At 73.2% G+C, this 25,112-nt stretch carries 24 protein-coding genes and 1 riboswitch; of the genes, 12 read left to right on the forward strand and 12 right to left on the reverse strand.

Features of this window, described 5'->3' with window-relative positions; genetic code table 11:
- Positions 1 to 12 precede the first annotated feature (12 nt).
- Positions 13 to 396 carry a cold-shock protein gene (locus ACIPRD_RS23260; protein ID WP_356404641.1) on the reverse strand — a complete coding sequence of 128 codons (384 nt, stop codon included), beginning with the start codon at positions 394 to 396 and terminating at the stop codon, positions 13 to 15.
- Positions 397 to 559: 163 nt separating this feature from the next.
- On the opposite strand from ACIPRD_RS23260, the gene ACIPRD_RS23265 reads away from it, so the two are divergent.
- Positions 560 to 811 (forward strand): hypothetical protein, encoded by a 252-nt coding sequence (locus ACIPRD_RS23265; protein ID WP_356404639.1) that lies wholly within the window; start codon positions 560 to 562, stop codon positions 809 to 811.
- Here ACIPRD_RS23265 and ACIPRD_RS23270 read toward each other — a convergent pair.
- Positions 787 to 1,413, reverse strand: a complete 627-nt coding sequence (locus ACIPRD_RS23270; RefSeq protein ID WP_356404637.1) for a haloacid dehalogenase-like hydrolase — start codon at positions 1,411 to 1,413, stop codon at positions 787 to 789. The genes ACIPRD_RS23265 and ACIPRD_RS23270 overlap by 25 nt on opposite strands.
- Positions 1,414 to 1,734: 321 nt before the next feature.
- The gene (locus ACIPRD_RS23275; RefSeq protein ID WP_401565597.1) at positions 1,735 to 2,817 is read right to left on the reverse strand and encodes a hypothetical protein; all 1,083 of its coding nucleotides are present in this window, start codon (positions 2,815 to 2,817) and stop codon (positions 1,735 to 1,737) included.
- A 157-nt stretch (positions 2,818 to 2,974) separates the two neighbouring features.
- Between ACIPRD_RS23275 and ACIPRD_RS23280 the strand changes: the two genes are divergently transcribed.
- Positions 2,975 to 5,770, forward strand: coding sequence for a helicase-associated domain-containing protein (locus ACIPRD_RS23280; protein ID WP_401565600.1), 2,796 nt, complete (start codon positions 2,975 to 2,977; stop codon positions 5,768 to 5,770).
- Positions 5,771 to 5,905: 135 nt separating this feature from the next.
- The gene (locus tag ACIPRD_RS23285; RefSeq protein ID WP_356404631.1) at positions 5,906 to 7,549 is read left to right on the forward strand and encodes a DNA repair helicase XPB; all 1,644 of its coding nucleotides are present in this window, start codon (positions 5,906 to 5,908) and stop codon (positions 7,547 to 7,549) included.
- Positions 7,550 to 7,592: 43 nt separating this feature from the next.
- Here ACIPRD_RS23285 and ACIPRD_RS23290 read toward each other — a convergent pair whose 3' ends face one another.
- A complete protein-coding gene (locus tag ACIPRD_RS23290; RefSeq protein WP_401565604.1) occupies positions 7,593 to 7,775 on the reverse strand; it encodes a hypothetical protein in 183 nt (60 codons plus the stop codon).
- A 279-nt stretch (positions 7,776 to 8,054) separates the two neighbouring features.
- Here ACIPRD_RS23290 and ACIPRD_RS23295 point away from each other — a divergent pair, with 279 nt between their 5' ends.
- Positions 8,055 to 10,106 (forward strand): HelD family protein, encoded by a 2,052-nt coding sequence (locus tag ACIPRD_RS23295; protein ID WP_401565606.1) that lies wholly within the window; start codon positions 8,055 to 8,057, stop codon positions 10,104 to 10,106.
- 11 nt (positions 10,107 to 10,117) lie between these two features.
- On the opposite strand, the gene ACIPRD_RS23300 is transcribed toward ACIPRD_RS23295, so the two are convergent.
- Positions 10,118 to 10,810 (reverse strand): copper homeostasis protein CutC, encoded by a 693-nt coding sequence (locus tag ACIPRD_RS23300; RefSeq protein WP_356404625.1) that lies wholly within the window; start codon positions 10,808 to 10,810, stop codon positions 10,118 to 10,120.
- A gap of 177 nt (positions 10,811 to 10,987) precedes the next feature.
- Here ACIPRD_RS23300 and ACIPRD_RS23305 point away from each other — a divergent pair, with 177 nt between their 5' ends.
- Both ACIPRD_RS23305 and ACIPRD_RS23310 read left to right on the forward strand, forming a co-directional pair.
- Positions 10,988 to 11,638, forward strand: a complete 651-nt coding sequence (locus ACIPRD_RS23305; RefSeq protein ID WP_401565608.1) for a hypothetical protein — start codon at positions 10,988 to 10,990, stop codon at positions 11,636 to 11,638.
- Positions 11,639 to 11,665: 27 nt separating this feature from the next.
- A complete protein-coding gene (locus ACIPRD_RS23310) occupies positions 11,666 to 12,742 on the forward strand; it encodes a GNAT family N-acetyltransferase (protein ID WP_401565610.1) in 1,077 nt (358 codons plus the stop codon).
- On the opposite strand, the gene ACIPRD_RS23315 is transcribed toward ACIPRD_RS23310, so the two are convergent.
- Both ACIPRD_RS23315 and ACIPRD_RS23320 read right to left on the reverse strand, forming a co-directional pair.
- Positions 12,724 to 13,002, reverse strand: coding sequence for a DUF4031 domain-containing protein (locus ACIPRD_RS23315; protein ID WP_356404619.1), 279 nt, complete (start codon positions 13,000 to 13,002; stop codon positions 12,724 to 12,726). The genes ACIPRD_RS23310 and ACIPRD_RS23315 overlap by 19 nt on opposite strands.
- Before the next feature lie 7 nt (positions 13,003 to 13,009).
- Positions 13,010 to 13,405: a hypothetical protein gene (locus ACIPRD_RS23320; protein ID WP_356404617.1), complete on the reverse strand. Its 396-nt coding sequence runs from the start codon at positions 13,403 to 13,405 to the stop codon at positions 13,010 to 13,012.
- A gap of 55 nt (positions 13,406 to 13,460) precedes the next feature.
- Here ACIPRD_RS23320 and ACIPRD_RS23325 point away from each other — a divergent pair, with 55 nt between their 5' ends.
- The 5 genes from ACIPRD_RS23325 to ACIPRD_RS23345 all read left to right on the forward strand — a co-directional run bounded on the left by ACIPRD_RS23325 (position 13,461) and on the right by ACIPRD_RS23345 (position 18,112).
- Complete coding sequence (locus tag ACIPRD_RS23325) at positions 13,461 to 14,369, forward strand: MurR/RpiR family transcriptional regulator (protein WP_356404615.1); 909 nt, start codon at positions 13,461 to 13,463, stop codon at positions 14,367 to 14,369.
- 166 nt (positions 14,370 to 14,535) lie between these two features.
- A complete protein-coding gene (murQ, locus tag ACIPRD_RS23330; RefSeq protein ID WP_356404613.1) occupies positions 14,536 to 15,465 on the forward strand; it encodes an N-acetylmuramic acid 6-phosphate etherase in 930 nt (309 codons plus the stop codon).
- Positions 15,466 to 15,480: 15 nt separating this feature from the next.
- Complete coding sequence (locus ACIPRD_RS23335; protein WP_401565614.1) at positions 15,481 to 17,028, forward strand: PTS transporter subunit EIIC; 1,548 nt, start codon at positions 15,481 to 15,483, stop codon at positions 17,026 to 17,028.
- A gap of 94 nt (positions 17,029 to 17,122) precedes the next feature.
- Positions 17,123 to 17,347, forward strand: coding sequence for a hypothetical protein (locus tag ACIPRD_RS23340; protein WP_401565617.1), 225 nt, complete (start codon positions 17,123 to 17,125; stop codon positions 17,345 to 17,347).
- Positions 17,348 to 17,524: 177 nt separating this feature from the next.
- On the forward strand, positions 17,525 to 18,112 hold the full coding sequence (locus tag ACIPRD_RS23345; protein WP_401565619.1) for a hypothetical protein: 588 nt from the start codon (positions 17,525 to 17,527) through the stop codon (positions 18,110 to 18,112).
- 76 nt (positions 18,113 to 18,188) lie between these two features.
- On the opposite strand, the gene ACIPRD_RS23350 is transcribed toward ACIPRD_RS23345, so the two are convergent.
- The 5 genes from ACIPRD_RS23350 to thrC form a co-directional block, all read right to left on the reverse strand.
- On the reverse strand, positions 18,189 to 19,316 hold the full coding sequence (locus ACIPRD_RS23350) for an NADH:flavin oxidoreductase (RefSeq protein ID WP_356404604.1): 1,128 nt from the start codon (positions 19,314 to 19,316) through the stop codon (positions 18,189 to 18,191).
- A 226-nt stretch (positions 19,317 to 19,542) separates the two neighbouring features.
- Positions 19,543 to 21,165, reverse strand: a complete 1,623-nt coding sequence (gene groL, locus ACIPRD_RS23355) for a chaperonin GroEL (protein WP_356404602.1) — start codon at positions 21,163 to 21,165, stop codon at positions 19,543 to 19,545.
- 305 nt (positions 21,166 to 21,470) lie between these two features.
- A complete protein-coding gene (locus tag ACIPRD_RS23360; RefSeq protein WP_009189266.1) occupies positions 21,471 to 21,674 on the reverse strand; it encodes a cold-shock protein in 204 nt (67 codons plus the stop codon).
- A gap of 440 nt (positions 21,675 to 22,114) precedes the next feature.
- Complete coding sequence (locus ACIPRD_RS23365) at positions 22,115 to 22,390, reverse strand: MoaD/ThiS family protein (protein WP_356404599.1); 276 nt, start codon at positions 22,388 to 22,390, stop codon at positions 22,115 to 22,117.
- Positions 22,387 to 23,670 carry a threonine synthase gene (gene thrC / locus ACIPRD_RS23370; protein ID WP_356404597.1) on the reverse strand — a complete coding sequence of 428 codons (1,284 nt, stop codon included), beginning with the start codon at positions 23,668 to 23,670 and terminating at the stop codon, positions 22,387 to 22,389. Before thrC ends, ACIPRD_RS23365 begins: the two co-directional genes overlap by 4 nt.
- A 17-nt stretch (positions 23,671 to 23,687) precedes the next feature.
- A riboswitch (SAM riboswitch) is annotated at positions 23,688 to 23,831 on the reverse strand.
- A gap of 209 nt (positions 23,832 to 24,040) precedes the next feature.
- Here thrC and ACIPRD_RS23375 point away from each other — a divergent pair.
- Positions 24,041 to 24,985, forward strand: coding sequence for a glucosyl-3-phosphoglycerate synthase (locus ACIPRD_RS23375; protein WP_356404595.1), 945 nt, complete (start codon positions 24,041 to 24,043; stop codon positions 24,983 to 24,985).
- The last annotated feature ends 127 nt before the right edge of the window (positions 24,986 to 25,112 follow it).

The following is a 25,112-nucleotide window of genomic DNA, read 5'->3' on the forward strand; positions in this document are numbered from 1 at the left end:
CGGATCCGCGGATCAGACGTCGAGCTGGTCGGCGACCGCGCGCAGCAGGCCGGCGATCTTCTTTCCGGCGGTCTTCTCCGGGTAGCGGCCGCGCTCCAGCTGCGGCGTGATGTTCTCGAGGAGCGTCGTCAGGTCCTGCACGATGGAGGCCAGCTCGTCGGGCTTCTTGCGCTGAGCGGCCGCGACCGAGGGGGTCGGGTCGAGGACGACCACGGAAAGGGCCTGGTCACCGCGCTGACCGGCGACGACACCGAACTCCACCCGCTGTCCCGGCTTGAGCGCATCGACTCCGGCGGGCAGAACCGAGGAATGGACGAAGACGTCACCGCCGTCGTCGCGGGAGAGAAAGCCGAAGCCCTTCTCGCTGTTGAACCACTTGACCTTGCCGGTAGGCACGTCTGTCCTCGTCCTCGTACTCGTCGGAAAAACACATCGGGAACTGCTCTTGATAGCAGAGAGCGGGTCGACCGTGACCCGCCGCTACCAAGGCTAATGGTCTTGGCGCGGGTGACAAGACGTCCCCCGGTTGTTCTCTCGGGCAGGGAACTACCCTGGTCCGGTGCGTGACAAAACCCAGACGAATTCCGCCGCGCCCGGTGACCGGCTGATCCGGGCCGGCGTCATCGTGTTCTTCCTCGGGGTGGTGGCCACCCTCATCACGGTGGTTCCGCTGTTCCTCGGCGCGAAACCATTTCCGACGTTCATGTACGGCCTGAGCATGCTCATGGCCGTCGGATTCCTCGTCGCCGGCGCGGGGGTGCTGCGTTCCGTCGCGGCGGGCCGGCGTCAGGCGCGCGCCGCCATGCGGTAGCCGTCGAGCCACGCCGGGAAGGCGGACAGGTCGTCGAGCACGACGTCCGCCCCGGCGGCCCGCAGTTCCCCGCCGTCGCACGGGCCCGTCGCCACGGCGACCGACAGCGCGCCCGCGGCCCGGGCTCCGCGCACGTCCCCCACGTGGTCGCCGACGTACACACCGGCGGCGTGCTCGCGCAGCGCGGCGGCCTTCTGCTCGGCCCACAGGTCGCCCACGACCACGTCCGGCTCGATGCCGAGGTGGGCCAGGTGCAGCTTGGCGTTCGGCTCGTACTTCGCCGTGACCACCATCGTCCGGCCGCCGGCCGCGCGCACCGCGGCGATCGCCTCCGGCGCGCCCGGCATGGCGGGGGTCGCGGCTATCGCGAACGAGGGGTACATCTCGCGGTACAGGTCGGCCATCGCCGGGACCTGGTCCGCCGGGAACCAGTTGACCAGTTCCTCCGTCAGCGGCGGTCCCAGGCGTGTCACCGCCAGGTCGGCGTCGATGTACGTGTCCGTCCGCTCCGACAGCGCGAGGTAGCAGGCCCGGATGCCGGGCCGGGAGTCGATCAGGGTCATGTCGAGGTCGAAGCCGACGGTGAGAGTCATGGGGGCCATTGTGCAGGGTGCCTGCGGCGCTTTGGCGGGGTTGGGGGGTGGGGGATGGGGGGGGTGAGGGGGGTGAGGGGGGGCGGTCTGGGTGGATGGGTGCGGGTGGGGTGTGGCTGAGCGCGCAGTTCCCCGCGCCCCTGGGGGGTGGGGGCGGTGTGTGAGTGGGTGCGGGTGCCATGTGGCTGAGCGCGCAGTTCCCCGCGCCCCTGGGGGGGTGGGGGGCGGTGCGTGGGTGGGTGCGGGTGCCATGTGGCTGAGTGCGCAGTTCCTCGCGCCCCTGGGGGGGGGCGGGGGGCGGTGCGTGGGTGGGTGCGGCTCTGGGTGGGGTCAGCGGGGTTTTTGGGAGCGCCAGAGGAGGAAGAGGGCTGAGGCGACGGCTGCGCCTCGGACGACCCAGGGCCAGGTCTGGGTGAGCGCCTCGTTCATGTGGTCCTGGGCGATGGCCGCGCCCCAGCGGCCGTTGTCGCGGCCCCAGAGCCAGACGAAGCCGGACGTCAGCGCCAGTCCCGGCAGGATCAGGACGGCCCACTTGGTCTCCGCGGGACTCAGGCGCCGGGAGCCGTAGGCGATCAGGTAGCCGAGGATCAGGGCGAACCAGTTGCCGAGCACCGCGCCCGCGACCAGCGCGGCGGCCGCCAGCAGAAGCAGGGGGTTGGTCCAGCCCGCCGCGGGACGCGGCAGCAGGCGGCGGGAGAAGCGGGTGGCCTTCGGATCGGCCCGCGCCGGTTCCTGTTCCGTCGGCACCGCGGACCCGTCCGTCCCGGCCACCGCCTCCTTGCCGGTGTTCCCGGCGGTCCCGTCCTGCCCGGCGCCGCCGTCCTTGTCCGCCGTCTCCGCCGCCGGGCGCCGCAGCATCGCGGGGATCTCGACGCCGCCGACGAAGCCGGGCACCGAATCGGTGGCCGACGGCCCGAGCGGGCTGCCCTCCACACGCCACCAGTCGGGCTCCGCCAGGCTGTTGCCGAGTTCGTGCGCCGGCGCGAGGTGGGGCGGGGAGGGCGCGTCGGCGGGGGGAGCCGGTTCGGCGGGACGCGGGCGCGGTACGGCCTTGCGCAGGCTCCCGCGGAGCCCACCCGTCCTCGGCGCCTCGGGCGTCCCGGGTTCGCGCTCGCCGAAGGCCGGCTGGAGCGGCACGGCGGCCGAGGCCGGACCGCTCCGCGCGCCACCGGCACCACCACCGGCACCGCCACCGGCGGCGTCGACCACCTCGTCCGGGGTACCCAGCCCGTCGAGGATGCGGCGGACGGCGGCGGGACTGTCCACCGTCACCCTGGCCCGGTGCCGGTCGATCTCGTTGCGCAGCTCCGACACGAGCCGCATCCGCGTGGACGACGGCAACTGCCGCTGGTGCGCGATGTCTCCGACGCGGCTCAAGTATGCGTAGACGACCTGATCGCTTTCGATCCCCAACGGAAAAACCTCTCCGGGGCGACGGCGGCACGACCCCGTGAGGAAGGTAGCGCAGACCGGGGCCGAACGGACCGTCCGGCGTGGAGGCGGGGCCGTTCGGCCCGAAGAGGCTTCCGGGGCGCAGCTCTTGTCGGCGGCACCCGCTAACGTGAGTCAGATGAGCACCGAGGAGAAGCCGGCGGCACCCCGGTCCCTCGCGGAGGCACTCCGCGCACGGGACGACGCCTCGCTGGCCGCGCTCCTGCGCAGCCGACCCGATCTCATCACCCCGGTCCCCACCGACCTGACCCAGCTGGCGACCCGGGCCGGCACCCGCGCCTCGGTCCTGCGCGCGCTGGAGCGCCTGGACCGGTTCGCGCTGCAGACGGCGGAGGCGCTGGCCGTGGCCCCGGACCCGGCGTCGTACGAGACGCTGCTCGGTCTGCTCGCCGGGGACGCCGGGGAGGCGACCGTGGCCGCCGCGCTGCCCGGCGCCGTCGCCACCCTGCGCGAACAGGCCCTGGTGTGGGGCGAGGACGACCGGCTGCGCCTGGTGCGCACCGCGCAGGAGGTGCTCGCGCCGTCCCCGCAGCACCCCTCCCCGACCGGTCTCGGACCGAGCGTGCGGGAGGCCACCGCGGGCATGTCGCCGGGGCGGATACAGGACATCGTCGCGACCGCCGGGCTGTCCTCCACGCACGACTCGGTGTCGGCGGTGGCCGCGCTGACCGGCCTGTTCACCGACCGCAAGGCGATGACCGCGCTGCTCGACGGGGCGCCGCAGCCCTCCCTGGAGGTGCTGTCGAGGCTGGTGTGGGGACCGCCGTACGGCCAGGTCACCGCCGAGCCCGCCGCCCATCTGCGCTGGCTGCTCGACCGCGGTCTGCTGCTGCCGACCACGCCGGGCACGGTCGTCCTGCCCCGCGAGGTCGCCCTGCATCTGCGGGAGGGCCGCGCGCACCGGACGCCCGAACCGCTGCCCCCGGCCGTGGAACCGGCCGCCGCGCACGGCTCCCGGGTGGTGGACGCGACGGCCGCCGGACAGGCGTACACCGCGCTGGCCACGGTCGAGGAACTGCTGAAGGACTGGGACGAGGGCGGCCCGGCCGTGCTGCGGGCCGGCGGCCTGAGCGTGCGCGACCTGAAGCGGACCGCCGTCGCCCTCGACGTGTCCGAGCCGGTCGCCGCGTTCTGGGTCGAGCTGGCCTACGCGGCCGGGCTGCTCGCCTCCGACGGCGAGGCCGACGAACGGTACGCGGCCACCCCCGCCTACGACGCGTGGCTGGAGCGGCCCGCCGCCGAGCGCTGGACCGGCCTGGCCGAGGCCTGGCTGACGGCCACCCGCACCTCGGGGCTGATCGGCGGACGCGACGCGAAGGACCGCGCGCTCTCCGCGCTGGGCCAGGGACTCGACCGGTCGGCCGCACCCGAGGTACGGCTGCGGGTGCTGACCCTGCTGGCCGGACTCCCGGAGGGCGCCGCCCCGGCCGCCGACTCGGTGCTCGCCCGGCTGCGCTGGGAACGCCCGCTGCGCGGACCCAGACAGGACGGCGACGACCTGCGCTCCCGGCTCGCCCGCTGGACCCTGTCGGAGGCCGAACTGCTGGGCGTCACCGGCCGCGGCGCGCTGTCCGCGCACGGCCGCGCGCTGCTCGGCACCCCTCCGGCCGAACCGTCGCCCCCGGCCGGCCTGGGCACGGACACAGGCTCGCGCACGGGCAGCGGTGCGGCTGCTGGTGCCGGTTCGGGTGCGGGCACGGGTGCCGGTGCGGGCACGGGTGCCGGTGCCGGTTCGGGTGCGGGCGAGCTCCCGGAGGCCACCGGCGCGCACGGCGCCATCGCCACTTCCGGCACCCCCGCCGCTTCCGGTGCCTCCGGCCCCGCCGCCACGGCCGGTCCCGCGGCCGCCGGGGGTCCCGGTGACAAGCTCCCCTTCCACCACCATCCCGTCCCGCCCGCGGAGCCCCTGTCCCCCGCCGGGACGGCCGGGGACGCCGGCTCCCCCGCGCGTCCGGGTCCCCCCGGACAGGCGGCCGCCCGCATCGCCGCGGCGGCCCGGCTCCTCGCCCCGCTGCTGCCCGAACCGCTGGACCACGTGCTGCTCCAGGCCGACCTGACGGCGGTGGCGCCCGGCCCGCTGGAGCGCCCGCTCGCCGACGTGCTCGGGGTGCTCGCGGACGTCGAGTCCAAGGGCGGCGCGACGGTGTACCGGTTCACCCCGGGATCCGTCCGCCGTGCCCTGGACGCCGGCCGGAGCGCCTCCGACCTGCACGCCTTCCTCACCGCGCACTCCCGTACGCCGGTCCCGCAGCCGCTGGCCTATCTGATCGACGACGTGGCCCGCAAGCACGGCCACCTGCGGGTGGGCGCGGCCTCGGCCTATGTGCGCTGCGACGACGACTCCCTGCTGAACGAGATCCTCGCCGACAAGCGCGCCGGCGCCCTGCGTCTGCGCCGCCTCGCCCCGACCGTCATGGCCGCCCAGTGCGACCCGGCCACCCTCCTGGAGGGCCTGCGCTCGATGGGGTACGCCCCGGCCGGCGAGTCGGCCGAGGGCGATGTCCTGATCACCCGCGCCGACGCCCACCGCTCCCCGCCGCGCACCGCGCCCGAGCCGGTGCCGGACGGCCCGCCGCCGCCCGACACGACCCTCCTCGCGGCGGCGGTCCGCGCGATCCGGGCCGGTGACCTGGCCGCCACCACCCCGCGCAAGAGCACCGGCGCACCGCTGGCCGGCGGCGAGCTGCCCCGCACCAGCGCCGCCGACACCCTGGCCACCATGCAGGCGGCCGTCATGACCGGGGACTCCGTGTGGATCGGCTACGTCAACGCCGAGGGAGCCGCCAGCCAGCGTGTCGTCGCCCCGATCCGGGTCGAGGGCGGCTTCGTGACGGCGTACGACCACACGGCCGACGAGGTGCGCACCTATCCCCTGCACCGGATCACGGGAGTCGCCGAGCTGGCGGACGAGTAGGACGCCCGTCGCCTCCCGTCCCCGTACCCGGCAGACCTGGCGGACCCGACGGACCCGGCAGACCCGGTGGACCCGCCACGATCGACCGCCGGTAGGGCACACTGGACGTTTGGCCGTGCGGAAGGGAAGTGCCAGGTGAACGGACCGCTGATCGTCCAGTCGGACAAGACCCTGCTGCTGGAGGTCGACCACGAGCGGGCCGACGAATGCCGCCGGGCCATCGCCCCCTTCGCCGAGCTGGAAAGGGCGCCCGAGCACATCCACACCTACCGGGTCACCCCGCTCGGCCTGTGGAACGCGCGGGCCGCCGGGCACGACGCCGAGCAGGTCGTCGACGCGCTGGTGGAGTACAGCCGGTACCCGGTGCCGCACGCGCTGCTGGTGGACATCGCCGACACCATGGACCGCTACGGCCGCCTCACCCTCTCCAAGCACCCCGCGCACGGTCTCGTGCTCACCACCACCGACCGGCCGGTGCTGGAGGAGGTGCTGAAGTCCAAGCGGATCGCCCCGCTCGTCGGTGCCCGCATCGACCCCGACTCCGTCGTCGTGCACCCCTCGGAGCGCGGCCAGATCAAGCAGACGCTGCTGAAGCTGGGCTGGCCGGCGGAGGACCTCGCCGGATACGTGGACGGCGAGGCGCACCCCATCGAGCTGCAGGAGGACGGGTGGGCCCTGCGCCCGTACCAGAAGCAGGCGGTGGAGAACTTCTGGCACGGCGGCAGCGGCGTGGTCGTCCTGCCCTGCGGCGCGGGCAAGACGCTGGTCGGCGCCGGGGCGATGGCGCAGGCCAAGTCGACCACGCTGATCCTCGTCACCAACACCGTCTCCGCCCGGCAGTGGAAGCACGAGCTGGTGAAGCGGACCTCGCTGACCGAGGACGAGATCGGCGAGTACAGCGGCACCCGGAAGGAGATCCGTCCGGTCACCATCGCCACCTACCAGGTGCTGACGACCAGGCGGAAGGGTGTCTACCCGCACCTGGAGCTGTTCGATTCGCGTGACTGGGGTCTGATCCTCTACGACGAGGTGCACCTCCTTCCCGCTCCCGTCTTCAAGTTCACCGCCGATCTCCAGGCGCGCCGGCGTCTCGGCCTGACCGCGACGCTCGTGCGCGAGGACGGCCGCGAGTCCGACGTGTTCTCCCTCATCGGGCCCAAGCGGTTCGACGCTCCCTGGAAGGAGATCGAGGCGCAGGGCTACATCGCGCCGGCCGACTGCGTCGAGGTCCGCGTCAACCTCACCGAGTCCGAGCGGCTCGCCTACGCCACCGCCGAGACCGAGGAGAAGTACCGCTTCTGTGCCACCACCGCCACCAAGCGGAAGGTCACGGAGGCGATCGTCCGCCGGTTCGCCGGGCAGCAGATCCTCGTCATCGGCCAGTACATCGACCAGCTCGACGAACTGGGCGAGCATCTGAACGCCCCCGTGATCAAGGGCGAGACCTCCAACGCCCAGCGCGAGAAGCTCTTCGACGCCTTCCGCGAGGGCGAGATCAGCGTGCTGGTCGTGTCCAAGGTCGCCAACTTCTCCATCGACCTGCCCGAGGCCACGGTCGCCATCCAGGTGTCCGGCACCTTCGGCTCACGTCAGGAGGAGGCCCAGCGCCTCGGCCGCGTGCTGCGCCCGAAGGCCGACGGCCACCAGGCGCACTTCTACTCGGTCGTCGCCCGCGACACCATCGACCAGGACTTCGCCGCCCATCGCCAGCGGTTCCTGGCCGAGCAGGGGTACGCCTACCGGATCGTCGACGCGGACGAGCTGCTCGCCGAGGGCTGAGATCCCGGGGAGCACGCCGACGACAGGGAGCCCCGAAGCGGGGCTACCTGCGGCCTATGCCCGCCTCCTCGGCGTACTCACCGAGGATCACCACGCTGAAGGCGGCCTCCAGGTACACCTTGGCCGCGCGCAGGGCGTTGCCGAGGAAGTGGTGGTGGGGGCCGTCCACAGCTGTCGCTCCGGACGGCGGCCGGACAGGGGCCGGGGAGATGAATGCTGCGCTCATGTCTCCATGGTGGTACTTCGGGCGGGAATCCGGCATAGGTCCCCGGGTGGACCTCCCCCCTACACCCGGCACACCCGGCCCCCTAGGGGTGCAGGGGCATATCTGGACGTAACGGTACATAAAGGCCGGGGAAAATCCATTGGCCTCCGACGGCCCGCCCCACCTACAATCTCCGCTCTTGCCCGCCTCCCTCTCGGAGTGCCGTCGTCCGGTCGGAAACCGGACGGCATTCGTCGTAGCCGCGTACCGCACGGATCAGGCCCACCCGGAGGCACCCCCTTGTCCACGCCCGCCCACGAACCGCTCGACGACCCCCTCGGCCGGGAGCGCTCCCACCTCTCCTCGTCCCGCTCCGCCCTGCGCGCCATGCGCGAGGACGCCGAAGCGCTGGACATCAAGGACGTCGCGGCGAACTGGGTCAACGCCCAGGTGCTCGCCCGGCAGATCGACGAGCGCATCAAGGCCCTGGCCGACCTCAGCGACACCCCGCTCTTCTTCGGCCGCCTCGACTATCTGCACGCCCCGGGCGCCGAACAGGCGGAGGGCGCCGGGGGCGAGCGGTTCTACATCGGGCGCCGGCACGTGCACGACGCCGAGGGCGACCCCATGGTCATCGACTGGCGCGCCCCGGTCTCGCAGCCGTTCTACCGCGCCTCCAAGAAGGACCCGATGGACATCGGGCTGCGCCGCCGCTTCGGCTACACCGGCGGCGACCTGACCGCGTACGAGGACGAGCACCTGTCGGACCCGGCCGAGACGGCCGCCACCAGCAAGCTGCTGCAGCAGGAGATCGAGCGGCCCCGCGTCGGCCCCATGCGCGACATCGTGGCGACCATCCAGCCCGAGCAGGACGAGATCGTCCGTTCCGGTCTCTCCGGCACGGTCTGCGTGCAGGGCGGCCCCGGCACCGGGAAGACGGCCGTCGGCCTGCACCGCGTCGCCTACCTGCTCTACGCCCACCGCGAGCGGCTCGCCCGGACCGGCACGCTCGTCATCGGCCCGAACAAGTCCTTCCTCCACTACATCGAGCAGGTCCTCCCGGCGCTCGGCGAGCTGAGCGTGCAGCAGGCGACCGTGGACGACCTGGTCGCGCACGTGGAGGTGCGCGGGACGGACGACGCGGCCGCCGCGGTCGTCAAGGGCGACGCCCGGCTGGCCCAGGTGCTGCGCCGCGCCCTGTACGCGCACGTCACGATGCCCACCGAGCCGGCCGTGATCGTGCGCGGTTCGCGGCGCTGGCGGGTGCCGGCGTACGAGCTCGAGGACATCGTGCGCGAGCTGCTGGAACGGGACATCCGCTACGGCGCCGCCCGCGAGGCCCTGCCGCAGCGGATCGCGCACGCGGTGCTCGTGCAGATGGAACGGTCGGGGGAGGCCCCGGACGACCGGGTGCAGGACGCGGTGGCGCGCAGCGGCGCGGTGAAGGCGGCCGTGAAGGAGATCTGGCCGGCCGTGGACCCGGCGAAGCTCGTGCTGCGCCTGCTGACGGACGCCGGTTTCCTCGCCGAGCACGCCGAGGGGATCCTCGACGAGGACGAGCGCAAGACGATCCTGTGGGACAGGCCGGTGCGCAGCGTGAAGTCGGCCAGGTGGTCGGCGGCGGACGCCGTCCTGATCGACGAGGCCCACGACCTGATCCAGCGCACGCACTCGCTCGGCCATGTCGTCCTCGACGAGGCGCAGGACCTCTCCCCCATGCAGTACCGGGCCGTCGGCCGCCGCTGCACGACCGGCAGCGCGACCGTGCTCGGCGACCTCGCGCAGGGCACCACGCCCTGGGCGACGCGGAGCTGGGACGAGGCGCTGGACCACCTCGGCAAGGGCGAGGGCGTCATCGAGGAGCTGACGGCGGGTTTCCGCGTCCCCACCGATGTGATCACGTACGCCTCCCGGCTGCTGCCCCACATCGCCCCGGGCCTCACCCCCGTCGCGTCCGTCCGGGAGAACCCCGGCTTCTTCGAGGTGCGCACGATCGCGGAGACGGGCGAAGTGGTCGCGGCCTGCGAGGAGTCCCTGCACAACGAGGGCTCGACGGGCCTGATCGCCGCGGACGCCCGGATCCCGCTGCTCGCCGAGGCCCTGACCGCCGCGGGCATCGGCTACCTGGCCCCCGGCGAGGAGACCACCCGGGAGACCCGGCTGACCCTGGTCCCCGCCTCTCTCGCCAAGGGCCTGGAGTACGACTACGTGGTGCTGGACGAGCCCGGGGCCGTGGTCGACGGCGAACCCGACGAACGCACCGGGCTGCGCCGCCTGTACGTCTCCCTGACCAGGGCGGTCTCCGGCCTGATCGTCACGCACACGGCCCCGCTGCCCGAGCAGCTGGGCTGAACCGCGGCCCGCTAGGGGGCGTCCAGCAGCTCCCGCCAGGCGGCCACCGCCCGCGCCGAGACAGGGCCCGACCAGCCGGAGGGTCGCGCGGCGCCGCCGATGTGGAAGGCCTCGATCCCGCAGGCGCGCAGCCGGGGCACGTGGTCGAGGCGGAGGCCGCCGCCGACGAGGATCTGCTGCTCGTACCCGGGGCGGCCGCCGTGCGCGGCCTCGGCTGCGAGCGTCGGCAGCCCGTCGTCCACGCCTCCGGCCGCCCCGGCGGTCAGGAAGGTGTCGAGGCCGGGCAGGCCGGCGAGCCGTCTGCGCAGCGCGTCACGGTCGGCGGCTCGGTCGATCGCCCGGTGGAAGGTCCACCGGCAGCCGCCGAGCGCGCCGACGACCCGCTCGACGGCCGCCAGGTCGACGCAGCCGTCCGCGCCGAGGAACCCGAGCACGAACTGGTCCGCGCCCGCGTCCCGGAGCTCTCCCGCCACCCGGACGAGCCGGTCCACGTCACCGGCCGCGAACCCGTCCGCCAGTCGCAGCATCACGCGCAGGTCGATGCCGACGGCCGCCCGGACACCGGCGACGGTGGCCGCCGCCGGGGTCAGTCCGTCGGCCGCCATCTCGGTGACCAGCTCCAGGCGGTCCGCGCCTCCGGCCTGGGCGGCGACCGCGTCCCGCACGTCGAGCGCGATCACCTCCAGGACTGCACGCTTGCTCATGACACCCCATTCGTCGGCGGCGACAGGTCGTGGCGACCTCGCGGGACACGGACCGGCGGGAGCGCCGGTCCCACCCCGGCTTACCGGCAGGACCCCGTACAGGTCTAGTCCAATTCAGGCTACGCCGTACACCCCCGCCGGGGAGGAACCCCCGCCGCGGGACGCGAGAATGGACCCATGGCCGACCTCGACCCCGCCGCCCTGCGCCTCCGCTTCGCCGACGCCCTGGAGGGCGCCCGCACCCCCGGCGGGGGTCCCGACCCCGCCCGCTACGCCGACGACCTGCTCGCCCGCTGGCAGGAGCCGCAGCGCAAGTACCACACCGTCACCCACCTCGCGGCGGTCCTCGACCGGATCGACCTGCTGGCGGAGCACGCCTGCGACCCGGACGCCGTACGGCTGGCCGCCTGGTTCCACGACGCGGTGTACCTGCCGGAGCGGTCCGAGAACGAGGAGCGGTCCGCGCATCTCGCCGAGCGGGCGCTCACCGAGGCCGGGGTGCCCGGGGAGAAGGTCGCGGAGGTGGCCCGCCTGGTCCGGCTCACCGTGACCCACGATCCCGCCGACGACGACCGCGACGGCCAGGTCCTCTGCGACGCCGACCTCGCGATCCTCGCCGCGCCCCCGGCGGCCTACGCCGCCTACACCGCGGAGGTCCGCGAGGAGTACCACTTCGTGCCCAACACGGCCTTCCGCATCGGCCGTTCGGCGATCCTGCGCCAACTCCTGGACCTCCCGCACCTGTTCCGCACCCCGTACGGCCGGGAGAACTGGGAGCCGACGGCCCGCTACAACCTCGGCGCCGAACTGGAAATGCTGTCGCCGTGAAAAGCCCCGCGATCTAGGGTGCCGCCCATGCGAGCGATGAGCGGGGACCATCTGACCGAGGCCGTGGCCGGGTGCGCGGCGGTGCTGGGCGGGGCACTGGAGCGGGACTGGGGGGCCGTACGGGCCGGGAGCCTGGAGTGGGACTGCCACGCCACCGCCGTGCACCTCGCCGACGATCTCCTCTCCTACGCCGCCAACCTGGCCGGACGCGCGCGGGACGCCTATGTGCCGTTCGAGCTGACCCTCGACGCGGGCACCGGCAACGCGGGTCTGCTGCACGTGATCGAGACGACCGGCGCCCTGCTCGCCGCGGCCGTGCGCACCGCGCCGCCCGGGGTCCGCGCCTTCCACCCGTACCCCTTCGGCAGCGCCGACCGCGAGGGCTTCGCGGCGATGGGCGTCGCCGAGGCGCTGCTGCACACCCACGACATCGCCCAGGGTCTCGGCGTCGCCTACGAGCCGTCCGCGGACCTCGCCGAGTCCGTCCTGGACTGGCTCTTCCCGCACGTCCAGCCCGGCCCCGCGCCCTGGCCGACCCTGCTGTGGGCGACCGGCCGCGGCGAGCTGCCCGGCCGCGCCCCCGTCACCGGGTGGCGCTGGCGCAACAACCTGGTGATCCCCGCCGAGCGCCTCACCCTCACCGGACTGCGCCCCGCCGTCGCCCGCGACCTGGCCCTGGGCGGGGACGGCGGCTTCACGTGGCTGGAGGGCGGCCCGTACGAGGGGACCCGGGAGGCCGCCGGCTTCATGGTCAAGGCCTACGAGGCGGGCGTGCACCGGCCCGAGTTCGGGGTGTTCGCCCTCGTACGGCACGAGGACGGCCGCGCCGTCGGCGGCATCGGCTTCCACGGCGCCCCGGACGAGGAGGGCAGGGTGGAGATCGGCTACGACCTCACCGAGGGCGCCCGCGGCCGGGGTTACGCCACCGAGGCGCTGCGCGCGCTGACCGGGTGGGCGCTGGCCCGGGACGACGTCGGTTCGGTGTTGGCGACCGTCGAGCGGACCAACACGCCCTCCCAGGCGGTCGTCACCCGCGCCGGGTTCGTGCCGGTCGCCCACGAGGACGCGGCGGGCGCGGAACTGGCCTACGAACTGCGGCCCTGAGCGGTCCTCTTGCGCCGGCGCAGCCCGGAGGCCGTCAGCAGCCGCACCACCTCGCGGCTGCGGACCTCCACCGCGCCGGCGGCCACGGCGTCGGCGTAGCGGTGGGCGGGGACGTCGTAGTGGTCACGCTCGAAGGCCCGCCGGGGCAGGCCCAGTCCTTCGGCGAACAGGTGCAGTTCGTCGTACGACACGTCGCTCACCAGGTGCGACCACATGCGTCCGTGCCCGGGCCAGGCCGGCGGGTCGATGTACACCGTCACCGTGGGCTCACGCGTGCTCCGGCCCGCCCGGAGCGCCGCCCGAGGCCTCCCCCAGCGCGCCCACCGCGGCCACCCGCACGCCCGCCTTGTGGCACACCCACTGCGGATCGGGGCCGAGTTCGGGTTCCACGTCGAGCGCGTGCGGGTCGCCCGAGCCGCAGACCGGGCACAGCGGCCAGCGGCCCTTGCGCTCCAGGAGCGCGTCCTGCACGTCCTGGGCGACCAGCCCGGGGAGGTAGTCGACGCCGTCGGGCCACTGCTCGACCCACCAGCGCCGCTGGGAGAGGGACTCCTCCACCAGCGAGACCACGTCCGCTTCCGCGACGTCTCCGGCGACCAGGTCGGCGAGCACCAGCGCACGGGCCGAGTGCAACGCCTGCTCAAGGGGGCTGAGGGGGTCCATGCGTCCATTGTGCGCACTCTTGACCCCGGCACCGAAACGAAAATATCTTTCAGGTGTGCCCCAGGACGTGAAGGAAATTTTCGGCAGCCCGGGCGGCTCGCTCGCCGCCAAGGTGCGCACGCTCGCACCGTCCATGACCCGGTCCATGCAACGCGTCGCCGAGGCCGTCGCGAACGACCCCGCCGGCTGCGCCGCCCTCACCGTCACCGGCCTCGCCGAGCTCACCGGCACCAGCGAGGCGACCGTCGTCCGCACCGCCCGCATTCTGGGCTACCCCGGCTACCGCGATCTGCGGCTGGCCCTCGCCGGACTCGCCGCCCAGCAGCAGTCCGGGCGGGCGCCCGCGATCACCACCGACATCGCGGTGGACGATCCCCTGGCCGACGTCGTCGCCAAGCTCGCCTACGAGGAGCAGCAGACCCTCGCCGACACCGCCGCCGGACTCGACACCGTCCAGCTGGGCGCGGCCGTCGCCGCGCTGGCGGGCGCCCGCCGCACCGACGTGTACGGCATCGGGGCGTCCGGCCTGGTCGCCCAGGACCTCACGCAGAAGCTGCTGCGGATAGGCCTCATAGCCCACGCGCACAGCGATCCGCACCTCGCGGTGACCAACGCGGTGCAGCTGCGCGCCGGTGACGTGGCCATCGCCATCACCCACTCCGGATCCACGGGCGATGTCATCGAACCGCTGCGGGCCGCCTTCGAGCGCGGGGCGACCACCGTCGCGATCACCGGCCGGCCCGACTCCGCGGTGACGCAGTACGCCGATCACGTGCTGACCACGTCGACGTCGCGGGAGACCGAGCTGCGGCCCGCCGCGATGTCCTCCCGGACCAGTCAGCTGCTGGTGGTGGACTGCCTGTTCGTGGGAGTGGCGCAGCGGACGTACGAGAGCGCGGCACCGGCCCTGGCCGCGTCGTACGAGGCCTTGGCGCACCGGCACCGGAGCGCGTCCCCGCGCTAGGTCGTGCCCCCGATCCTCGCGGGCCCGCGGGACCGGTCTCCGCGGGGATCCGCGGGTCCGCCCGGTCGCCCGGGCGGGTCGCGCCCCGCGGCGGAGCCGCGATCGAGCAGAGTTGCGCGCTCACGCCGGGAACTGCAGGACCCCCCACTGGAAAGAGCCGTGGTTCATGACTTCGCATCCTTCTGACCTCCGGACCGAACTCGCCGCCCTGACCACCGAGGCGTTCCGGCCCGAACTCGCCGAGATCGACCGACTGCCCACCCTCGCCCTCGCACGCCTCATGAACGGGGAGGACGCGACCGTCGCGGCGGCCGTCGCCGCGCGGCTGCCGGAGATCGCCGCCGTCATCGACGCCGTGGCCGGGCGCATGGCCCGCGGCGGACGGCTGATGTACGCCGGCGCCGGCACCGCGGGCCGGCTCGGGGTGCTGGACGCCTCCGAGTGCCCGCCCACCTTCAACAGCCCGCCCGGCCAGGTCGTCGGCCTGATCGCGGGCGGTGCGGAGGCCCTGGTGACGTCCGTCGAGGGCGCCGAGGACTCCGCGGAACTGGCCCGCGCCGACCTGGACGCGTGGAAACCCGGCCCCCTGGACACGGTCGTCGGTGTCTCCGCGTCCGGCCGCACCCCGTACGCCGTCGCGGCCGTCGAGCACGCCCGCGCCCTGGGCGCGCTGACCGTCGGGCTGTCCTGCAACGAGCACAGCGCGCTCGCGGCCGCCGCCGAGCACGGCATCGAGGTGGTCGTCGGCCCCGAGCTGCTGACCGGCTCCACCCGGCTGAAGGCGGGCACCGCGCAGAAGCTGGTCCTGAACATGCTGTCGACGATCACGATGATCCGGCTCGGCAAGACGTACGGGAACCTGATGGTCGACGTCCGCGCCTCCAACGACAAGCTCCGGGCCCGCTCACGGCGCATCGTCTCCCTGGCGACCGGGGCGTCCGACCCGGAGATCGAACGGGCGCTCACCGAGTCGGGTGGCGAGGTGAAGACCGCCATCCTGGTCGTCCTCGCCGGGGTCGACGGCCCGACGGCCGCCCGCCTTCTGGAGGAGTCCGACGGCCATCTGCGCGCCGCGCTGGCGGCGGCGGCCGGCTGACCGCACGCTCGACGTGTGCGCCACGACCCCGCCCTCACCGCAGCCGGCCTCCTCGCCCTGACCGGCGGCCCCGCCAACATCACCTCCGTGACCCACTGCATGACCCGCCTGCGGCTGACCGTCGCCGACCCGGCGGCCGTGGACGGGGCGGGGCTGCGCGCGGCCGCCGGGGTGCTGGGGGTGGTGGAGGACGGCGCCGCCTGGCAGATCGTGCTCGGCCCGGGTGTCGTCGGCGAGGTCACGGCACAGTTCGAGGCGGCGGTGGCGCGGGGACGGGTGGAGGCCGGTCCGGCCCCCGCCGCAGCCCCCGCCCTCGCCGCGACTCCGGCACCGGGCACGTACCCGGCCCCGGGACCAGCACCAGCACCAGCACCAGCCGAACCATCCGCCCTGGACCCGGCCGCCGTACACCCGGCCGCCGCTTCCACGGCCGCCCCGGAAACCGGCCTGCCGACGGAGCCGGTGCGGCTCGGCCGGGGGCGGCGCGGGGCGTCCCCGCTCCAGAGGGCCCTGCGCCGCGTCGCCGCCGTCTTCGTCCCGCTGATCCCCGCCCTGATCGGCTGCGGCATCCTCGCCGGGCTCAACGGGCTGCTGCTGAACGCCCACTGGCTGCCGTGGCTGACTCCGGCCCTGACGGCCGTCGCGTCCGGCTTCATGGCGCTGATCGCGGTGTTCGTCGGGTACAACGCGGCGAAGGAGTTCGGGGGCACACCGGTCCTGGGCGGCGCGGTGGCGGCCGTGGTCGTGTATCCGGGCGTGGCGAAGGTGACGGCGTTCGGGACGCAGCTGGCGCCCGGGCAGGGCGGTGTCCTCGGGGCGCTCGCGGCCGCGCTGCTGGCGACCCGGGTGGAGAAGTGGTGCCGGGGCCGGCTGCCGGGCGCCCTCGACGTGCTGTTCACCCCGACCGTGACCGTCCTCGTCTCCGGTCTGGCCACCCTGTACGGCCTGATGTACGCGGCCGGCGCCGTGGCCACGGCCATCGGTGCGGGGGCGGACCGGCTGCTGTCGACCGCCGGCCCGTTCGCCGGGCTGGTCCTCGGCGGTCTGTTCCTCCCGCTCGTCATGCTGGGCCTGCACCAGGCCCTGATCCCCATCCACACCACCCTGATCGAGCAGCAGGGCTACACCGTGCTGCTCCCGCTGCTGGCGATGGCGGGCGCCGGCCAGGTCGGCGGCGCGCTCGCGGTGTACGTCCGCCTGCGCCACGACACCGGCCTGCGCACCACGATCCGCTCGGCGCTCCCGGCGGGGCTGCTCGGCGTGGGCGAGCCCCTGATCTACGGCGTCTCGCTGCCCCTGGGGCGACCGTTCGTGACCGCGTGCGCGGGCGGGGCGGCGGGCGGCGCGTTCGTCGGGTTCTTCGCGACGCTCGGCACCAAGGTGGGGGCGACGGCGATCGGCCCGTCCGGGTGGGCGCTGTTCCCGCTGCTGACGGGGAACAGAGGCCCGGGCGCGGCGGTCGCCGTCTACGCGGGCGGGCTGCTCACCGGCTACGCGGTGGGCTTCGCGGCGACGTACCTCTTCGGTCTCGCGCGCCGCCCCGACGTCGCCGAGGCGGCGTGACGCACGGCCCGGATGCCGCAAGGGCCGCGTGACGCACGGCCCGGATGTCACCGCGACCGCGTGACGCGTGGTCCGGGCCTGTCGTTTCCCGGGCATGATGAAGAAGGTTCTCGCCACCGCCGCCCTCGCGGCCTCCGCTGCCGCCGCCCTGGGCGCCCCCGCGCACGCCGACGACCACTGGACCGCGACCGGCACCACGAAGTGCGCGGCCGGCCTCGCGGTGGTCCCGGCCCTCAAGGCCGTCTCCCCGCTGCCGCTGTCCCCCGGCGCCCCGGAGTGCGGCGAGGGAAGCCTCCTGCACCAGGGCAACGGTCACTGACCCCGGACGCCCACGAGGCGGGCGGACGCGCGGGCGGGCGGACGCGCGCGGTCTGAGCGCGGGCGGGCGGACGCGCGCGGTCTGAGCGCGGGCGGGCGGACGCGCACGCAGGCGTTCGCGCGCGGCGGCCGGAGGCCGGGTGCCCGCCCGGCCCCGCGCACCGCTACCGTCGAAGGCATGAATCACGCCCAGCTCACCGCCCTCGGCCGGGCCCTCCGCGTACTCGGCGAGCACGGGGAGAACCTGACGGCCGACACACCCGACGCGAAGCTGCACGAGGTCAAGGCGGACCTGAAGCGGGCCCTGGACCTGCTCGACGACGCCGTGACGACGGCGGCGCCCACGACCCGCTGCGCCGAGCACCCCGGCGGCCCGGTGGACGCCGACGCACCGGACCTGTGCCTGCTGTGCGAGACCCGCCGGCGCACCGCGCGCCGCGGCGAGATGAACGACGCGTACGCGCGCCCCAGGGACCGCGGCCAGGCCGACGCGCCCGAGCGCGCGATGTCCCGCTACGGCGTGAGCGCGGACCGCCCGCACCCCCAGCAGCGCTGGCTCCCGGAGGTCTGGAACGGCCAGACCTGGCAGCTGTGCGGCACCCCGCGCCGCGACCGCCAGGAGGCGGAGCGCTATCTGTCCGCCGAACGCAGGGCACCCCGCTCGGGCATGGCCTACCGGCTGGTCCACGAGTTCACCGACTACGAGGTGCTCCGCATCTGGGGCACGCCGGTCCGGGTCGACATCGAACCCCTGGGCAACCTGTAGCCGCCCCGCCGGGTACGGGTGAGGGCGGCACCCCCGTGCGCCGCGGGATGCCGCCCTCGTGTTCCCGGGTTCCGGGTCAGCTCAGCGTCGCCAGGGCGGCGGCGTCGTACGGCTTCAGCTCGTCGAAGCGGTCGGCGAGGACCTTGGCGGCCCACTCCGGGTCCTGGAGCAGCGCGCGGCCGACGGCGACCATGTCGTACTGCTCGCTCTCCAGGCCGTCCAGGAGGTCGTCGATGCCCTTGACCGGGGAGCCCTCGCCCGCGAACGCGTTGACGAAGTCGCCGTCGAGGCCGACCGAGCCGACGGTGATGACCGGCTTGCCGGTGATCTTCTTCGTCCAGCCCGCGAGGTTGAGGTCGGAGCCCTCGAACTCGGGCAGCCAGTAGCGGCGCGTGGAGGCGTGGAAGGCGTCGACGCCGGCGGCGGCCAGCGGCGCCAGGATGGCCTCCAGCTCCTCCGGGGTCTCGGCGAGGCGGGCGGTGTAGTCCTGCTGCTTCCACTGCGAGAAGCGGAACAGCACCGGGAAGTCCGGGGAGACGGCCGCGCGGACCGCGGCGACGATCTCCGCCGCGAACTTGGTGCGGGCCACCGGGTCGCCGCCGTAGGCGTCGGTGCGGCGGTTGGTGCCCTCCCACAGGAACTGGTCCACGAGGTAGCCGTGGGCGCCGTGGATCTCCACGCCGTCCATGCCGATGCGCTCGGCGGCGGCCGCGGCCTCGGCGAACGCGGCGACGACGTCGTCCAGGTCCTCCTGCGTCATGGCCTTGCCCTTGGGCTCGGCGCCCTCCTTGTGGATGCCGGACGGGCCCATCGCGGGGGCGTCGGCGAACGGCGGCTCGCCCTGCCTGCGGACCATGCCGATGTGCCACAGCTGCGGCATGATCGTGCCGCCCGCCGCGTGCACGGCCTCGACGACCTCGGCCCAGCCCGCCAGCTGCTCCTCGCCGTGGAAGCGCGGCACGCTGTCGCTCTGGCCGGCCGAGTCGTGGCCGACGTAGGTGCCCTCGGTGATGATCAGGCCCACGCCGGCGGCGGCGCGGCGGGAGTAGTACGACACCACGTCCTCACCGGGGATGCCGCCCGGGGAGAACATGCGGGTCATCGGCGCCATGACGATCCGGTTGGGGACGGTCAGGCCGCCCAGGGCGATCGGGCGGGACAGGATCTGGGCCGCGCGGGAGGTGGCGGTCGTCGTGTCGGTCACGCGGGGGCTCCTCGTGAGTGGAGTGAAACCGATTGGTATGTGCACGCGCATTGGTGCACTTCCTTAAGTAAACGAGAGTACGACCCCCCGCATTCCGCGCCTCGCGCGGGCCCCGGTCCGGCTCGCGCGGGCCCCGGTCCGGCTTCCGGAAACGCCCGAGGGCGGCACCCCCCGTCGTACGGGGAGTGCCGCCCTCGGCAAGGACGTGGACCAGCCGTGAGGCCGATCAGAAGTCCATGTCACCGCCCGGCATGCCGCCACCGGCAGGCGCGGCGGCCTTCTCCGGCTTGTCGGCGATGACGGCCTCGGTGGTGAGGAACAGCGCGGCGATGGAGGCGGCGTTCTGCAGCGCGGAACGGGTCACCTTCGCCGGGTCGATGATGCCCTCGGCGATGAGGTCGACGTACTCGCCGGTCGCGGCGTTCAGGCCGTGGCCCGGGGTCAGGTTGCGCACCTTCTCCACCACGACACCGCCCTCGAGGCCGGCGTTGACGGCGATCTGCTTCAGCGGGGCCTCGAGCGCGAGCTTCACGGCGTTGGCGCCGGTCGCCTCGTCACCCTCGACGTCCAGCTTCTCGAAGGCCGGGAAGGTCTGGAGCAGGGCCACGCCACCACCGGCGACGATGCCCTCCTCGACCGCGGCCTTGGCGTTGCGGACGGCGTCCTCGATGCGGTGCTTGCGCTCCTTGAGCTCCACCTCGGTGGCGGCACCGGCCTTGATGACCGCGACACCGCCGGCGAGCTTCGCCAGGCGCTCCTGCAGCTTCTCGCGGTCGTAGTCCGAGTCGCTGTTCTCGATCTCCGCGCGGATCTGGTTCACGCGGCCCTGCACCTGCTCCGAGGAGCCGGCGCCGTCGACGATCGTGGTCTCGTCCTTGGTGACGACGACCTTGCGGGCGCGGCCCAGGAGGTCCAGGGTCGCGTTCTCCAGCTTGAGGCCGACCTCCTCGGAGATGACCTCGCCGCCCGTGAGGATGGCGATGTCGCCGAGCATGGCCTTGCGGCGGTCGCCGAAGCCCGGGGCCTTGACGGCGACGGACTTGAAGGTGCCGCGGATCTTGTTGACGACCAGGGTCGACAGGGCCTCGCCCTCGACGTCCTCGGCGATGATCAGCAGCGGCTTGCCCGACTGCATGACCTTCTCCAGCAGCGGGAGCAGGTCCTTGACCGAGGAGATCTTGGAGTTGGCGATGAGGATGTAGGGGTCCTCGAGCACCGACTCCATGCGCTCCATGTCGGTCGCGAAGTAGGCGGAGATGTAGCCCTTGTCGAAGCGCATGCCCTCGGTGAGCTCGAGCTCCAGACCGAAGGTGTTGCTCTCCTCGACGGTGATGACGCCTTCCTTGCCGACCTTGTCCATCGCCTCGGCGATGAGCTCGCCGATCTGGGTGTCGGCGGCGGAGATGGACGCGGTGGAGGCGATCTGCTCCTTGGTCTCGACGTCCTTCGCCTGCTCCAGCAGGGCGGCGGAGACGGCCTCGACGGCCTTCTCGATACCGCGCTTCAGGGCCATCGGGTTGGCGCCGGCGGCGACGTTGCGCAGGCCTTCCTTGACCAGGGCCTGGGCGAGAACGGTCGCGGTGGTCGTACCGTCACCGGCGACGTCGTCCGTCTTCTTGGCGACTTCCTTGACCAGCTCGGCGCCGATCTTCTCGTACGGGTCCTCGAGCTCGATCTCCTTGGCGATGGAGACACCATCGTTGGTGATCGTGGGGGCGCCCCACTTCTTCTCGAGGACGACGTTGCGACCCTTGGGGCCGAGCGTCACCTTGACGGCGTCCGCGAGCTGGTTCATGCCGCGCTCGAGGCCGCGCCGCGCCTCCTCGTCGAACGCGATGATCTTGGCCATGTGAAGTGGTCCCTCCAGGACTGGGGGTGATTCCTTCGGACCGCGCCCGCGCCCGCGACGGACGGCTCGCCGGCCTCGTGGTTCCTTGCCCCACCCGGCCTGCGGGCCTCACCGACCCGGTCCTCGTTGTCACTCTCACCTTCAGAGTGCTAACGCAATGATTAGCACTCGGCATGGTCGAGTGCAAGCGCCTTGGGGGTTCGCGGAGGGAGCGTCAGCCACCCGCGAACACCGCGCGCGCCGCGGCCGGGCACGGCGAAGGGCCCGCACCCTGTGCCGGTGCGGGCCCTTCGCTGCGAAAACGTTCAGGCGGTGACGCGAACCATGTCGGCCTGCGGACCCTTCTGGCCCTGCGAGATCTCGAACTCGACCCGCTGGCCCTCTTCCAGGCTGCGGTAGCCGTCCATCTGAATGGCGCTGTAGTGGACGAAGACGTCCGCACCACCGTCGACCGCGATGAAGCCGTAGCCCTTCTCCGCGTTGAACCATTTGACGGTGCCCTGAGCCATGCCTAACTCCCCTATTACTGGCCCTTGCACAGATCCACCCTTCGCGGACCCGGGTCAGACCTCACCCCCCATCGGACGGGGGCGTGCGCCGGAACGCGTCGACCGCGGCTGAATGTATCTGCCCAACTGCCGTCTGCAACAGGTCAATCGGACGAGAATTCTGGACGCGGGCGGTCCGGAATGTGAGGGGAATTCGGCTGAATCCAGGGCAAGTCGGGCCCCATAAAAACAACAAAAGCCGCAAACAACCCGGGCATTTTGGCTACTTCTTGTCGGGCGCGCGGCATGAATCCAAGGGCCCCCGGCCGGTGGCCGAGGAGCGCGTTCCCCAACCTTACCGCGCTCAATCACTCAGAATGGCCCCCTCCGCTTCTCTCACGGAGGGGGCCATCCGATGAACAGCCCGTCACCTCGATTACCGAAGGTAATACCGGGCGCGGTCAGCCGCCGGCGACCGCCGGAATGATGGAGACGCCGGCGCCGTCCGGCGTGACCGTCTCCAGGCCCCGCTCGAAACGCACGTCGTCGTCATTGACGTACACGTTGACGAAACGGCGCAGCTTTCCCTGGTCGTCCAGGACCCGGGCGGCGATTCCCGTGTGGTTCTTCTCCAGGTCGTCGATGACCTCGGCAAGGGTCGCCCCCTCGGCGGCGACCTCCGCCCGGCCGCCGGTGTAGGTGCGCAGGATGGTCGGGATGCGAACGGTCACACTCATGCGAGGCCAGCCTCTCGGAAGGAGTCCAGGGTCGGGCGGATGACGGCGGTCGGACCGGTGCCGGCCACCGCGTCGAGTGTCTTGAGGCCGTCGCCGGTGTTCAGCACGACCGTGGTCAGCGCCGGGTCCAGCACGCCGCTGTCGATGAGCTTCTTCGTGACGCCGACCGTCACACCGCCCGCCGTCTCGGCGAAGACGCCCTCCGTGCGGGCGAGCAGCCGGATGGCGGCCACGATCTCCTCGTCCGTCACGTCCTCCACCGCACCGCCGGTGCGCCGCGCGATGTCGAGGACGTACGGGCCGTCCGCCGGGTTGCCGATGGCGAGGGACTTGGCGATGGTGGCCGGCTTCTGCGGCCGTACGACGTCGTGGCCCGCCTTGTACGCGGACGACACCGGCGAGCAGCCCTCGGCCTGCGCCCCGAAGATCCGGTACGGCCGGTCCTCGACCAGACCGAGCGCGATCAGCTCCTTCAGCCCCTTGTCGATCTTCGTGAGCTGGGAGCCGGAGGCGACCGGGACCACGATCTGGTCGGGCAGCCGCCAGCCGAGCTGCTCGCAGATCTCGTACGCCAGGGTCTTGGAGCCCTCCGCGTAGTAGGGCCGCAGGTTGACGTTGACGAAGCCCCAGCCCTCGCCGGCCGGGTCGCCGATCAGCTCGGAGCAGAAGCGGTTCACGTCGTCGTAGCTGCCCTCGATGCCGACCAGCTCACCGCCGTAGACGGCGGCCATGACGACCTTGGCCTGCTCCAGGTCGTGCGGGACGAACACGCAGGAGCGCAGGCCCGCGCGGGCCGCGGCGGCGCCGACCGCTCCGGCGAGGTTGCCGGTGGAGGAGCAGGACAGGGTGGTGAAGCCGAAGGCGCGGGCGGCCTCCAGGGCCTGGGCGACGACACGGTCCTTGAAGGAGTGCGTCGGGTTCCCGGAGTCGTCCTTCACGTACAGCCCGCCGGTGACGCCCAGCTCCCGGGCGAGATTGCGGGCCTCGACGAGCGGGGTCCAGCCGGGGTTGAGGTTGGGCTTGCCGGCCACGTCGGCGGGGACGGGCAGCAGGGGCGCGTAGCGCCAGATGTTCGCGGGGCCGGACTCGATCCGGGCGCGCAGTTCCTTCGCGTCGTACGCGGAGAAGTCGTAGGCGATCTCGAGCGGGCCGAAACACTCGTCGCAGGCGAACAGCGGGCCGAGCGGGACCTGGTGGCCGCACTCGCGGCAGCTCAGCGCTGTCGCGGGGCCGAGGTCGACGGTGGGACTGCTGGGGGTGGCAACGGTCTGCACAGCCATGGAGGCGAGGCCCTTTCTCCTCATCTTCCTCGCGGCGCATCTCACCGCGAGACGGATTTGGCACCTTCCCTAGCCGGGAGCCTCGCGGGGTGAACGAGTGACCGGCTGGAGGGTTGCCGGGGCTTCATCGGGCCGTGTCCCTCTGCCCCTCTGGATGAGCGGTATGTGGTTGTGTGAACGCTCTTGACCCCCGACATGCGATGGTCATCGGCGTTGCTCAAGACTGTAACCGAAGGCCAGGACAGTGGAGAGAGCCGTCCGAACCGCGAGATGGATCACCCGGATTCCCGTGTGTGATCACAGCCCCCGGGCAGGACACCTGATCACGCCCCCGATCACGACAGATCACGACAGTGAGGAGCCACCGACCGTGCTGGAAGAAGTCGAGCGCTGGCTGGCCACCCGCTCCTGGTCCGTGGCCGACCGCCCCCCGCACCGCGTCCTGGCCGCGAAGCAGCGCACCGGCCAGACCGTCTCCGTCGTCCTGCCCGCGTTGGACGAGGAGGAGACGGTCGGCGAGATCGTCCGGATCATCCGGCACGACCTCGTCGAGCAGATCCCGCTGGTCGACGAGATCGTCGTCGTCGACTCCGGCTCCACCGACCGCACCTCCGAGGTCGCGGCCGCCGCCGGCGCGCGGGTCGTGCACCGCGACGCGATACTCCCGCGCCTGCCCGCCGTCCCCGGCAAGGGCGAGGTGCTGTGGCGCTCCCTGCTGGTCACCGGCGGGGACATCGTCTGCTTCGTCGACGCCGACCTGAAGGAGTTCTCCTCGGACTTCGTCCTCGGCATCGTGGGCCCGCTGCTCACCGACCCGGACGTCGACCTGGTCAAGGCGATGTACGACCGTCCGCTGGCCGGCGCCGCCGGGCAGGGCGGCCGGGTCACCGAGCTGATGGCCCGCCCGCTGCTCAACATGCACTGGCCGCAGCTGGCCGGCTTCGTGCAGCCGCTGGGCGGCGAGTACGCGGCCCGCCGCTCGCTGCTGGAGCAGCTGCCGTTCCCGGTGGGCTACGGCGTGGAGCTGGGCATGCTGGTCGACGCCCTGCACCTGGTGGGCCTGGACGCCCTGGCCCAGGTGGACGTCGGGGTGCGCAAGCACCGGCACCAGGACGGGCAGGCGCTGGGCCGGATGGCCGCGGCGATCTACCGGACCGCGCAGCTCAGGCTCGCCCGCGGCCACCTGGTGCGGCCCGCCCTCACCCAGTTCGAGCGGGGAGCGGACGGGTTCGAGCCGCGCACCTACTCGGTCGACACCGAGGAGCGGCCGCCGATGGCGGAGATCGCCGAGTACGCCGCGCGCCGGGTGGCGTGAGCCGGGGTGCCCGCGGTGGCACGAGGGGTGCGGACGGTGGTGCGGACGACGGCCCGGTCGCGCGAGCCGTCGGGTGAACGCCCGGCCTGGCCGTATACAAGCCCCCCTTCGGCGCGGAGCGTACGTT

The sequence above is a fragment of the Streptomyces sp. NPDC090108 genome (genome assembly GCF_044747185.1).
In the GTDB taxonomy this organism is placed as follows: Bacteria; Actinomycetota; Actinomycetes; order Streptomycetales; family Streptomycetaceae; genus Streptomyces.